This is a genomic window from Pontibacter pamirensis, assembly GCF_010015475.1.
Taxonomy (GTDB): domain Bacteria; phylum Bacteroidota; class Bacteroidia; order Cytophagales; family Hymenobacteraceae; genus Pontibacter; species Pontibacter pamirensis.
This window is the reverse complement of record NZ_SSNI01000041.1, coordinates 1-12,794: the sequence shown is the minus strand read 5'-3', so window position 1 is coordinate 12,794 and position 12,794 is coordinate 1. Positions and strand designations below refer to the sequence as shown.

The following is a 12,794-nucleotide window of genomic DNA, read 5'->3' as shown; positions in this document are numbered from 1 at the left end:
GAAGTCATGTTAAAAACTGAGTTGTGCAACAGCCACCCACCCTAATTGAGATGCTTTTCCTGCAGTCCATTTTGTTTTTCATTCAGTCCGCGGAAACAGCTGCCAGGGGCCCGGCCATCTGCCCTACCCGATAACCCTGTCGGCCGCCACGCAAAGGATGGCGGTCGCGTAGGCAGAGAGGGACACGTAAAGCACGCGCGCGGTCGGTGGCGCGCGGGTTCAGCAGCCGGTCAAACCTGGAGCCTTACCTGGAACAGCTTGACATCTCGGAGCTGGTGTAGGTACCGCTTTAGAGGAAACTGCCCTCTCACCAACGAGACATTGATGCTGCTTCCTTTCAGACCCCGGCCTGTGCAATCAGCCTGACTCAGGAGCCCGTTGCGGCCTTCTCCACGGTCATGTGCTGAGGCAGGTGCGTGGGGGTCTTCTCCACATTACACCCTGAGGCAATGCGCATCATAGGGGCATCGGGTTTTTGTACCCAGCCGTAGCCTCTGTCCGGCTCTTCCTCATGACTCAGAAGCAAAACAAGGGCGCTGCACAGGGTGCACACCAGTAAGATAAGGCCAGTCAAAGTCAGAGCTATCGCCATATTGCAGGAGGATTAAGATGTTAAATGTATTTGCATGTATTTAACATTAATTAGAGGATATTACGATAATTTTCTATAAAACATAAGATATTGATAATTAGTCGATTAGTTTGGCTACATAACTGTTTAGCAATGCTTAGCAGTAGATAGAATGGTTTCTTCATCATCTAATTAGAAGCAAATACATCTTCATTCTTGCTTGAAATAAGTAATATACTGTCTTGACCGTGATTTTATAAAGCTTCACCTCTAAACTATTTGGCAATCCATTTGTGAAAATCATTCCAATTAGTCGAAACGTAAGAGCCTTTACTTGATTAACATGCTGACAGCCAAATGTTTAATACCTATAAGAATTTATCGTAATATTGTCTATTTAATACTGATGAGTTATACCCCGGATCTCGATGCGTGCAGCTAATGCAGGAGATTACAGCACGAGGGAAACCGAAGAACAGCAGTAAGGCATGGTTACTGACCCTAATTTAATACAGACAAGCCTTCTAATAAGACTAAGTACAATCCCGAGGCATGTCTTTTGAACGTGAATTGCGCTGTCAAATCTGTCCATTCACCTTCTATGGGGATGTCGTAGTCGACAGCGTAGTTGCCTTCGTCACACCCGATGAAGCTTACTCTCTCCTTTCCCAAGTCCGTCCGGTAAGGGTCGCTTACGGAAGGCATCCGCCTTTGTCCAATGTACCCCAAAAGTGCCTCTGTCATGGTTGCAGCATCCCAGAAGATACTTCTGCCGTTGTCTTCTGGGTCATCTAACATATCACAGGCTTCGTCAAGCTTGTTTTCAGAGAGAAGCTTTACCCACTCCCTTACGAAGAGCGTGCATTCTCCAAAGAAGTTCTTCTCTGTAAATATCCTCATAGTGCAACACATTCATTTCTGCCGCTGAACATTGCGGTGAATATCATCCTCATGCAGAACGGGAGGGGCAACACGGCTGTTTACTGTGTCGAGGAAGTTTATTAGTTTGAAGAATAGAATTAAGTACTTTCCCGGATTCAATTTAAGTAGTAATCCCGCTGAAAGCCATGACCAACTGCCGTAAATTTACTTTGTTTTTTATAAACAACTACATCAATGGGATGTTTGTAAGCAAGCTAGCGGCAAACGGAGCCGGAAAGGCGCTGCCGGGAATTCATCACATATCCAAGGTTCTTCGGATGATAGTGGGAGCTCCTGTCAGGCACGTCTAAGGATTTTTGCTATACTAACCGCTTCAAAGCTGGTCAAAATTAAGAACTGTAACCATGGAAAACTCCTTCGGCAAGCTCCCCGAAAATGAAGAGCAGCGGCTGGCAAAGCTGCGCAGCCTCAACATCTTGGACACTTACGAAGAGAACGGCACCTTCAAGCATATCGCAGCCGTTGCCTCCCGCATGTTCGATGTGCCTATTGCGCTGGTGAATTTCGTGGTAAAGGACTATGTCGTAACAAAAGCCGGGGTTGGCATGGGCCTTGCAAAAGAGGTGAGCAGGGATGTAAGCCTCTGTTCTCTTGCCGTGCTCCGGAATGATGTCACCGTTTTCGAGAACACCCTGAAAGAGCCCTGCCTGCTGGCCAGCCCGTTGGTGACAGGTGAATTCGGTCTCAGGTTTTACGCTGCTGCACCCCTGACCACGCCTGAAGGCTATAACATTGGGGCTGTCTGCATTGTGGACAAGAAGCCGAGGAAGTTTTCTGCCTCTGACCAGAAGATGCTGGAAACCCTCGCCTCTGCCGTGATGGATGAAATAGAGAAAAAGTAAAGCGGGAAAAGCGCTTTATAATAAAACCACAGATGGTTTACTGCCGCCATGCATTGTACTCATCCCCCGGAAAACGTGGGAATGTTGATTTGGAGGGTAGACTGAACTAAAAAGCTGAATTGATCACAGGTGTAACTAGAGCTGTTCTATAGCGATAGTTTTGTTCAACAGAACTGCCTATGTTTTCTCAATTCGGTACTTGATGACAGTCCATCGCCTGCTCATCCACGCCAACCTGTGTTTTATCTGGCATCGGCGGTGACCTTGGAAGTGAAGTCAATCAAGCTGATGCTGACATTGTTTAAACGGAGAGAATCCACTTCTGCGCCCATAGCCGATATCCTGCGGTGAACCAGTGTGCCTGATTTGACACTATCGGCGTAGTACCATTCTGGTTGCCTGATGAAGTCCCCGATCGCTAATGACTTGCGGTTGTCGCGCACTACCCACACCCGCTGGTTCTGGGTAATGGAATCAAAATCCGGAGCCAGCTTTCTTACATAATCATTCGCATTTTTTGAGGCTGCTCGTACGTCCCTTCCTTCTATCGCATCAAATTGAAGGTCGTACACCTGCTTATAGAACCGGTAAGCGTACATGAAATTCCAATACACATACACTGCGTCTCCCTCCTGAATATTATCATTTATATATAGCAGTGCCTCCCTGTAAGCGGCTTTCTTAAACCCTCCGAACTCATCCGTATGGATAACCTGGTGGATGGAACTAGAAAGCGGGGCGGCAAGCAGCACCCCTGGGAGGACAAAGCGCCATGCCGCACCGGAAGGGAAGAAGCCGGTGGCCTTTTCGCAGCCCAAGGCCACAACCAGAGTGAGCAGCGGCGCCAGAAATAAGATGAGGCGATCGTAGAAAGGATACATCTTAACACTTGAAGCCAGCAGAGCCAGCAGCAGAGGGAAGACCAGCACCATAAATACTTTCCTGTCTCTTTTGAAGAGCAGGTACAAGCCAGTGCCCATCAGCAAGTTCGACAGTGGGGATAACTTTATAAGGATATCCAACAGCCTGCTGTCGGGTTTGGCGTCGCTGAACCACATCAGGCCAAGCGGGTAATGCTGCAGGAAGCCAATTGCACGGGCAAACCACTTCAGATCGGTTACAGACTCGGGGGGCAGGGGCATAAAGCCCTTCATGTGCTGAAAGAAGTACACCAGCCATTCTGAATGAGCATGCTTGTAGGTGAACAAATAGTAATTAACGACAAAGCTGAGCATCCACATGGAAAAGGGGATCAGAGACCGGATTAACGGCGACCACTCCCGCTTTGCAGCATAGGAGAGGCAAATGCCAAAAGCCATGCCTGCCAGTACAAATATCGAGGAGTAGGAGAACCATAAGATAAGGCTTCCCCATACTCCCCACAGCACCAGGGACCGGGAAGACAGCTGCTTGTCGTATCGTATGTACAACCACAAAATCACAGCGGTCGCCAGCACTTCTGTGGCGTATTGCTTTGCCTCCACCGCATGGTACACCAGGGGCGGGGCCAGGGCCACAATTCCTACTGCCACCACTACCCCCAACGGCCGGAGGAAATGACGGGCAACCGGCAGGAACACGAACAGCAAGGCAGTACCGCACACCAGCGGAACAAGCCGGAGCGCCATCTCTCCTTTCCCGAAAGCCAGCACCGCCAGCTTGGACAACCACAGAAAACCAATCGGGGCCTTTTGTTCATAGTCCAGGGGAGGAGTCATCAACTCCAGGAAGCTCATCCGAATCAGGCTGCTCGACAGGTACACCTCGTCAATCCAGAACGACCTGTTGTCGAAGAAGTGGTAAAGACGCAGGGATATACCCGTTAGAATAAGGGCCCAGACAACGGCAAGCCAGGTGTGATTAGTTTCAGAACCATGTAAAGAAGCAGGCCACCTTGGTAGTTTAGAGGATACTGCCCCTGTAGATGCTACCTGCATAAGCTACTGTAAAGCTTTACAATCATTTTTAAATATTGAGAAGATGCCTGAAAACCAATTTTGCAATGGGGTAAACTTCAAACTAATTCGGTAATAATACTGAAAAGGTTGTTTATATTTTGAGAAACTATATTTATTGCATTATGTTTAAAATTTATTAAAAATTACAGCTAAATTAAACCTAATCCGTACTTAGTTCATCCTTTAGCTTTTGAGGAGGAGATGTGCCTACAAATTCTTAGCATGACCGGAGAACCTACCATCCCTGATAAAACCAAAGTTGTGATTTTTGATGTTGACGGTACTCTTTACCACCAGCCTAAGCTAAGAAAGAGGATGCTGCGTGCCTTACTCGCTTATTACGCGTTACGGCCCTGGCGTGTGAAAGAGGTGCTGATACTGCATCACTTCAGGGCTGAGCGGGAGAAGCGATCTGGCAGCGCGTGTAGTAGTTTGGAGGACGGACAGTATGCGTGGTGTGCTCAAAAAGGAAATTATCCGTTAGATAAAGTCAGGCAGGTAGTGGGCTATTGGATGTTCCGTTTTCCCAACCAGTATTTGCAGGCCTGTTTGTATCCAGGCATCAGCACCCTCTTTGATACGCTGCGAAACCATAATATAAAGATTGCCATCTATTCCGATTATAAGGCGCACGACAAGCTGAAGGCAATGAATCTACAGGCAGACCTGGTTGTAAGCTCCACCGACCCGGAGGTAGACCGGCTAAAGCCAGACCCAAAAGGGTTGCTATACATTACCGGGAAACTGCAGGTGGATCCATCAGAATGCCTGTTTATTGGCGACCGGCAGGAATTGGATGGGGAGAGCGCCATCAGGGCCAACATGCCGTACCTGATAGTCGACAGGAAGCCGCTGGGCAAGTTTGATTTCTATCAGAAGATGGCAGTAGCCTTGAATTCAAGGTTAAGAGTAAAAAGCGCTTTGTAAGAAAGGGCTCTAATATTGCAGTAAGGTACGGTTTTGCTTTCACCTTCTTCCTGAAGAAGTACTGGGGCTAAGCGTCTGCCTTGAAAGGGGGGTGGTGGTGCCCGCTGTAAGTATGAAAGAGGGGAAGGGAGAGGAACGCGCTGCGTCTTCACAAAGGGGAATCCGGTAGTTGCCTTGTCAGCAGAAAAGCGGGGAAGGAACGGGAGCTTCGGAAGCCTTTTGCGACACCTCTAATTGCTGCATCGGCTGTACAACCCGCTTGTGGCTTCTGATGAATGGCTTATTTCTATGTATAAAAAAAAGGTCCTGTACTGTCATTTTGGGTTTCGGACCAAGACACGCATTTGTTAAAATAAAACACTGTTCACCCTGAATTTATGGATCAGATATCCCCTCTTACTAACCCGGTAGTGGCGGGACAACAAGCTTCTGGCACCCGGGCTTCTTTTAAAGACTATGTGCACATCACACGCCCGGACCATTGGTTCAAGAACATCTTCATGCTGCCGGGTATGCTCTTTGCGTTTATGGTGTACCGTACTTCTTTTGATATGGCCCTGCTTACCAATATCCTTATAGGGATAACCAGCACCTGCCTTATAGCGTCGGCGAATTATGTTATCAACGAGTACCTCGATAGGGAATTTGACCAGTTCCACCCGCTGAAAAAGAACCGGACAGCAGTTGTCAGGGTGTTGAAGCCATACTATGTCTACTCTGAGTACTGCTGCCTGGCTGCCTTGGGTCTGTTGTTGGCGTATCTCATTTCTGTGCAGTACCTGTTTATCTCGGCCGTGCTGCTTTTTATGGGGTTTCTCTATAACGTAAGGCCTTTCAGGACAAAGGAAAGAGTATACCTGGATGTGCTGTCTGAGTCTGTGAACAACCCGATAAGGCTGGCGCTTGGCTGGTTTGTCTTTGTGCCCCCGGCACTGCTGCCTGAAAGCATACTAGACCCTGCCTGGGCCTTTATTCCACCAACCAGTATTATCCTGGCCTACTGGATGGGAGGCGCTTTTTTGATGGCTACCAAGCGTTTTGCTGAGTATCGGTTCATCAACAACGCTGCGTTGGCAGGCCTTTACCGAAAGTCCTTTAAGAGGTACACAGAGGAGAACCTCTTGATTTCCATGTTTTTCTATGCGCTTACTGCTGCTTTCTTCCTGGGTATTTTCCTGATAAAGAACAAGATAGAGCTATTGATAAGCTTCCCTTTCTTCGCTTTGCTGTTTGCCTGGTATCTAAAGCTGGGCCTCCGGAAGAACTCTGTGGTACAAGGACCTGAGGGGCTCTACAGAGAGAAAAAATTTATGCTCTACGTAGTCGCTTTTATCATCCTGCTGATGACCCTGCTTTATAGCAACATACCGAGCCTGAACTGGTTCCTTAAGCAATCTTTCCAATAAGGTAGCCTTGCCAGGTGGGTATGCTGTGGAGTGAATGTGTCGGAATGGCGTTTTGCCTCAGCTCGACCTTTGCATTTCGCAATTGACAACAGCCAAACAGAGCGCTTTTACGGTCTTACATGGCCCAAAAAAATCGCTCAAGAGGATCTTTCTACATCTTTATATATTAATCCAGTATTAAAAACCCATTTCCATTAAATAAGTATAAGCTACGGTAATTACAGATTGAGCTATGAAAAAAGCTGGCTTTAGCAACGGCTTTTTACCATTATTGACGCTGCTGGAACAAAAACAATGAATATTAAACACTATATATTACTTTAACGATTCTACTCCAACAGGCAAGCAAGCCTACACATCAGGCATCGGCTCTTTTTGCTTAGCCGCAGCGCTAAATTGTAGTATCGGATTTACAGCAAACGAAAAAATGAACTACAGGTCAATTGAGGATTTAAATCAGTGCATAGCTTCAAATCTTTCTAAAGTGCCTTTAGGCACAGATCTTATTGTGGGAATGCCCAGAAGCGGATTGCTTGCCGCCAATTTGTTGGCCCTCCACCTTAACCTTCCCTTCGCAGATGTTGAAGGTTTTATCGAAGGGAGGATTCTGCAGTCCGGAAGCAGAATGAAAAGCTATCTGAAGCCTTTTGAAGACTATAAGGAGATACTCATCCTAGAAGACAGCGTTTGGTCGGGAAAATCAATCAAAGAGGTAAAGGAAAAGCTGCATGGCCTTTACCCCGACAAGAAAATCACCTACGCAGCAATTTTTGCAGCACCTGAAAGTATCAGTAAAATAGACATACACTTCGATGTCTGTCCAGGCCCCCGGATTTTCGAATGGAACATGATGCACCACGACCTACTGGAAAATTGCTGCGTCGATATTGACGGGGTGCTGTGTAAAGACCCGACTGAAGAAGAGAATGATGATGGACCTAACTACGAGCATTTCCTGGCCAATGTAGATCCTTTCTTCCGCCCGAGCAGAACAATCGGTGTTATTGTTACAAATCGCCTGGAGCGTTACCGGCCACAAACTGAAGCGTGGCTGGCGAAGCATGACATAAAATACAACAAGCTGGTGATGCTTGACCTACCAACAAAGGAGGCCAGGCAGAAAGCCAATAACTATGGCGGGTTTAAGGCTTCTGTTTACCTGAAGTATGACAGCTGGCTTTTTATTGAGAGCTCGATTTGGCAGGCTCAGCAAATTGCCAACATTGCCGGTAAGTCTGTATACTGTGTAGACGCCCGAAAAATGATTTATCCTAACATGCTTATTGGCACCCGCGGAAGAGTAAGGCAGGTTTTGCAGAAGGTTATTGATTTAGTAAAAAAAGCTTCACCAGCAGGCAAATAGCATAAGTGCCCACAATCTGAAAGGCAAGAATCAATAGAGATATGTTAATTCTACATTGGCAATCGTCAGCAGTTACCTCTGTCTCCCCTTAACATGCCTTCATGACTCATAAGTAGCATGTATGCTTTGTCCAAAACGAAGAAATGCATAGTGTTGTTTAACAGACGTTCTTGGTGAACATAAAACACGCTATGCGGTAGCCGATAAGCTATTTTCAGCAGTACATTTTCCACACCTATTTTTCATGTCAAAATTCGCACGTTTTGCGGGACGGGCATACAGCTATTTTGGGTGAGTTAGTATGCTGCACCTTCTCCGCCTCCGGAACGAAGACCGTGGAGGAGATAGCCAAGATACTGGGCATCGGCAGGACCACCTGCTACCGCTATATCCAAAGCGCACGCGAAACGGGGAGCTAGAGCCGCGGTAGCTCGATTGTATCCAGGTAGGGCTCCAGCAGCATTTTACTGGTGAAGCCTTGCACCTGCACAATCTCATTGAGTGCAGAACTATAGCGCACCTCGATGAAGAAGCTGTTCATGTGGTAGAGCGCCAGGACGTGCTCTGCCTCTTTGCAGGTCCCCAGGAAGGTAGCCTGCCTGCAAATGACTGCGACTTTGTGGTCCTGGGGCAGGTTGTCAAATTCTTGCAGATTCATCACAAGGGCTATACGCGTGCGACCTCTGGAGGTACAGACGCTAAGGTGCCCTCGAGGCTACAGAGACTCTACCATTACAGAAGATTGGCGCAGTGGCCGGAGAGCAGCGGCATTATTCTGCCATGCCGGAATTAATATGGCTGCATTTTTGTCCTGCTTTTAACTCTGAAAAGAGCTTTATCCATTTTGTAATGTCAGGATGAGGGGGTAGCTGATGGCTGCCTTTTCTTTTGCCGGGCCAGGAGCAGACACCTTCAGGCTGCACCCGGACAGTTTGAAAGTGCTACACAAAGTGCTACACAAGATTTTCGCTTGTCCCTGCGGCGAAGCATGATTCAGCGGACCTATACACAAGTTTGCACCTAATTTATAGCCTTTTACTGCACCACAAGGCCTATTTTACTCTGTCTGGAAGCACAATCGAATGGTGAAACCATGGAGAAAATCCAGTAGTTTTTGTCCCACAGAGGTGCCACAAAAACTGCCACAAAAAGTGCACACCAGGTAGCTTACAAGAGAGAGACATCCTTCTTAGATACTACCTTACAGATACACCCTAAGAAGCCCCAATTCACGGTACGTTTTCGCAATGGGCATACACAAGACCATCTTTTACCGCTACATCTAAGGCACCAGGCAAGGGAGCGAGTTCTGTATTGCTGCTTTACACCCTAAAAGGCGTTGAAAGTGCGTCCAAAATGCGGTTGAAGTAGGGAGAAAGCACCTGTTCCTGCTAAGAGACCTGCAAAAACGCCTGTTTTTGCTCTACAAAGCTGCTTTACAGGTTATTAAAAGGGCTGAATTACGGGAGATCTTGCGCATCACAGGACCTTCATCACCATCCTAAAGTGGTTCCACCGTGGCTTCACCTTGGCTGAGCTTGAGTTGACCGTGGTTAGAGTACAGCTGAATCGAGAAACTTTATAGCATGTGGCAAAAAGTACAACCTATAGAGCCCTTAGATTTAACCCCTGCCTTACATCTCACTATTCCAATGTCTTCTTGGACAGCGACAGACATATGGAACCGTGACAGCATCACTGGCTCAATAGTAAGAGCTCAACATGCTCCAAGGAGGCACCTCTACGTGAGCAGAAGAAGCTGTTGAAGTGGGTGAAGGCACTTGTCCTCTGTCCCACAAAGCTTCAGCCAACTCAGCCAAAAAAGAGAGTGCCATAGGCTTATGGCGCAGTGCATCCCGTGTATATTTGGTGTGCCGAAAATACACTGGCTAGGAGAATAAGGGGCATATGCTCTGCAGGTAAACATGGAAGGGTACAACTACAACAAAGAGCAGCTGCTGAAAGAAGCAATGCTACACAAGGGCGTGACTTTTGACCCGCCCTAAAAACAACGGCCTTTCCGGGACAGCGTGTCAAAAAGGAAGTTCCTGGCGCTGCAGTACAGGTGCCACCTATACTGCAGCGCCAGGAACTTTAGGCATCACGGCACGTATGGCACGGTGTCTAGCAGCAAAGCAAACGGGCCGGAGAAACCTGCCCTGACTCTTTTCCTTCAGCTTGGGCTGGAGCATATTTCTAAGCGACGGAATGGAAAGTATTGAGAGTTACTTAAGAGAGCTGGGCCCTGTATATGCCGCTCTTCTGGCCACCTTGTTCACCTGGTTTTTGACCCTTCTTGGCGCCTCCATGGTCTTTTTGTTCCGCTCCACGAGCAGGGCGTGGCACGATGTGATGCTGGGCTTTACAGGAGGTGTGATGCTGGCGGCCAGTTTCTGGTCGCTGCTGGCCCCATCTATTGATTTAGCGGAGAAAGAGTACCCCGGCTTTGGCTGGATGCCGGCAGCCGTAGGCTTTCTGGCGGGTGCCCTTTTCATTTTCGCACTGGATAAGCTGGCCCCGCACCTGCACATCAACTTCAGGGAAGACGAGACGGAGGGAATCAAAACACAGTGGCACCGGACAACGCTGCTTATCCTGGCTATCACCCTGCATAACATTCCGGAAGGGCTGGCGGTGGGCGTGCTGTTCGGCGCAGCTCACATTGGCCTGGATGGGGTGACGTACGCCTCTGCCATCGCCCTGGCCATGGGTATCGGCCTGCAGAACTTCCCCGAGGGCTTTGCCGTGGCGATGCCCTTGCGCAGGCAGGGTGTCAGCCGAATGAAGAGCTTCGGGTACGGCCAGCTTTCAGCCGTGGTGGAACCTGTTGCCGGTGTAGTGGGAGCCGCTGCCGTAGTCACCATGCAACCCATCCTGCCTTATGCCCTGGCCTTTGCGGCGGGGGCCATGATATTTGTGGTAGTGGAGGAGGTGATACCGGAAACCCAGCGCGACAAGAACACCGACGTAGCCGTGCTGGGGCTGATAGGCGGCTTTGTGCTGATGATGGTGCTGGACGTTGCCTTTGGTTAAGAACGTTGCTACAGGGAGGTAGGCGTATAACTAGGAACAGCAGTTTTTCTGATAAGGATTAAGAGAAAGACTCCTCTCATTGAATTTCCCTATTCCTTCAGCTCTGAGAGGCCAATCCTCTCCAGGTAAGGCTCCAGGAAAGCCCCTTCATTAAAACCAAAGGCTAGAGCAACCTTGAAGGTTACGCGCGAGTGCCACACCTCGGCGAAGAACTCCCCCATGTGGTAGAGCGCAACGATGAATAACTCCTTCTCGCGGGTGACCAGTAGCTGGCCGTGCAGCTGCACAAGGTGAATCTTTTCCTCCAGAGGGTTGTGGTTAAAATACTTCAGGGTCATCGTCAGCAGCTTTTCCCAAGTTATTCTTGTACGGCTTTACTTTTAGAATGGATAGGCGTATATCTACTCAGTACAGCCTTTGTTTTACTTGTTTGTTTAATGCTAACGTGAACTCGGGAATTAAGCTACTGTTCTGGAGGGTCTAAACCTTGTGTTTTGGTGGTCGAGAAAGGTATAGGCTGTCAGGCCTGAGAGGATATGGACCAGGGCGTTGAGGGGATTTCGGTGGCGGGTGTGGTCGATGTCGCACACAGTCATGAGGATGTCGTTTACAGCCTCTATGCCCCCTCTCTTCCTCAGGTTGAGCTTGTCTGAGAGCGTTAGGAGCATGTGCTTCATGTTCCTTCTTATCCTGGCCACCAGGTGCAGGCCCTTCTCCAGCAGCTCTTCCAGCAGGGAGGAGAGGTAGCCTCTGTCCCCGTAGCACTTGCCCTTTAGCCCCTGGAGCAGTTGCCCGAGCACCTAGTGGTTGTTGTCTGCCACGTTGGCCAGGGTGAGGAGGAAGCGGGCCAGCTGCCCGTGCTGATTGATGATTAGGTGCAGCTTGAGGCCGTAGAACCAGCCGGTGGAGCCTTTTCCCCTGGCGGCGATGCCTTCGAAGACACTGTGTTGGTGAATGCGGAGGTTGTGGCAAACGGGCAGCTTCTTAGAGTCGATGTAGTAGTGACTGGTTTTCTCAGAGAGGCTGGCCCGGCACTGGGCCAGCAGAAAGGCGTGGAAGCAGGCCTGGCGGGAGAGGGAGAGAAACTGCGTGTAAGAAACAGCCTTGGGGAAGAAGCTTTTGAGCTCCCCGAGCACCAGGCGCTCATAGTAGTACCCGAAGCACTTGAAGTCAGAGAGGTGGTAGAGGGTCAGGATGGTGAGCACCTCGCTCTCAGAAAGGGAGGGCTTTCGGCCGGCGGGGTGCTTTTCTACCAGTCCTTTGGGCAGGGGATGGGAAGTGAAATATTCTTTAACCTCTTTACAGAAATCGTCGATGAAGCAGAACACTTCAACTACTTTGGTAGTATCTATGATAAAGTGCATAAGGCTAAGGATTTAGGTGAAACATCAGGCAATATTTCTACCTAATCCTTAGCCTTTTTTGTTGCACAATCACCTGATTTGAAGCGGGTTAATTCCCGAGTTCACGTTAGTTTAAGGCTTATAGCTGCCTGATGGTTTGCCCTGCTACCTTTACCAGCAGTTATACCTGCTCCCTCTGCTGCGGTATCAACGAGCCACAACCTTGTTCCTAGTTATCGCTAACCTGGCAACCCTACTTCAGTATGTCTTTTGCTTTAGGGAGGGTCAGCAGCGCCCACTCCCGGTGCATTGTTCCGGAGTAGTGCAGGCCGTCGCCGGCTACGTAGGAAGGGTCAGAGGCTGCTTCTCTTGTTAAAGGAGTTATATCGATAAAGGTGACGCCTGCATT

At 48.8% G+C, this 12,794-nt stretch carries 11 protein-coding genes and 1 pseudogene; 6 read left to right on the top strand and 6 right to left on the bottom strand.

Annotated elements, in window-relative coordinates; genetic code table 11:
- Positions 1–367 precede the first annotated feature (367 nt).
- Both E1919_RS22370 and E1919_RS22365 read right to left on the bottom strand, forming a co-directional pair.
- On the bottom strand, positions 368–592 hold the full coding sequence (locus E1919_RS22370; RefSeq protein ID WP_162055640.1) for a hypothetical protein: 225 nt from the start codon (positions 590–592) through the stop codon (positions 368–370).
- Between the two features lie 480 nt (positions 593–1,072).
- Positions 1,073–1,471, bottom strand: a complete 399-nt coding sequence (locus E1919_RS22365) for a hypothetical protein (protein ID WP_162055639.1) — start codon at positions 1,469–1,471, stop codon at positions 1,073–1,075.
- A 386-nt stretch (positions 1,472–1,857) separates the two neighbouring features.
- Between E1919_RS22365 and E1919_RS22360 the strand changes: the two genes are divergently transcribed.
- Positions 1,858–2,355, top strand: a complete 498-nt coding sequence (locus tag E1919_RS22360; protein WP_162055638.1) for a GAF domain-containing protein — start codon at positions 1,858–1,860, stop codon at positions 2,353–2,355.
- Positions 2,356–2,597: 242 nt separating this feature from the next.
- Here the strand turns inward: E1919_RS22360 and E1919_RS22355 are convergent, their stop codons facing one another.
- Positions 2,598–4,292 (bottom strand): glycosyltransferase family 39 protein, encoded by a 1,695-nt coding sequence (locus E1919_RS22355; RefSeq protein WP_162055637.1) that lies wholly within the window; start codon positions 4,290–4,292, stop codon positions 2,598–2,600.
- 243 nt (positions 4,293–4,535) lie between these two features.
- Between E1919_RS22355 and E1919_RS22350 the strand changes: the two genes are divergently transcribed.
- From E1919_RS22350 to E1919_RS22335, 4 genes are all read left to right on the top strand, one after another.
- Entirely contained in the window at positions 4,536–5,240 is a 705-nt protein-coding gene (locus tag E1919_RS22350) for an HAD family hydrolase (RefSeq protein ID WP_162055636.1), read from the top strand.
- Positions 5,241–5,617: 377 nt separating this feature from the next.
- On the top strand, positions 5,618–6,646 hold the full coding sequence (locus tag E1919_RS22345; RefSeq protein WP_162055635.1) for a UbiA family prenyltransferase: 1,029 nt from the start codon (positions 5,618–5,620) through the stop codon (positions 6,644–6,646).
- A gap of 427 nt (positions 6,647–7,073) precedes the next feature.
- Positions 7,074–8,009, top strand: a complete 936-nt coding sequence (locus E1919_RS22340; protein ID WP_162055634.1) for a phosphoribosyltransferase family protein — start codon at positions 7,074–7,076, stop codon at positions 8,007–8,009.
- 287 nt (positions 8,010–8,296) lie between these two features.
- The gene (locus E1919_RS22335; RefSeq protein WP_162055633.1) at positions 8,297–8,428 is read left to right on the top strand and encodes a helix-turn-helix domain-containing protein; all 132 of its coding nucleotides are present in this window, start codon (positions 8,297–8,299) and stop codon (positions 8,426–8,428) included.
- Here the strand turns inward: E1919_RS22335 and E1919_RS22330 are convergent.
- Complete coding sequence (locus E1919_RS22330) at positions 8,425–8,667, bottom strand: hypothetical protein (protein ID WP_162055632.1); 243 nt, start codon at positions 8,665–8,667, stop codon at positions 8,425–8,427. The two genes, E1919_RS22335 and E1919_RS22330, sit on opposite strands and share 4 nt — an antisense overlap.
- Before the next feature lie 1,550 nt (positions 8,668–10,217).
- Between E1919_RS22330 and E1919_RS22325 the strand changes: the two genes are divergently transcribed.
- Positions 10,218–11,042: a ZIP family metal transporter gene (locus E1919_RS22325; RefSeq protein WP_162055631.1), complete on the top strand. Its 825-nt coding sequence runs from the start codon at positions 10,218–10,220 to the stop codon at positions 11,040–11,042.
- Between the two features lie 89 nt (positions 11,043–11,131).
- Here E1919_RS22325 and E1919_RS22320 read toward each other — a convergent pair whose 3' ends face one another.
- Both E1919_RS22320 and E1919_RS27710 read right to left on the bottom strand, forming a co-directional pair.
- Entirely contained in the window at positions 11,132–11,380 is a 249-nt protein-coding gene (locus tag E1919_RS22320; protein WP_162055630.1) for a hypothetical protein, read from the bottom strand.
- A 120-nt stretch (positions 11,381–11,500) separates the two neighbouring features.
- Positions 11,501–12,406: pseudogene (locus E1919_RS27710) on the bottom strand (IS982 family transposase).
- Between the last annotated feature and the right edge of the window lie 388 nt (positions 12,407–12,794).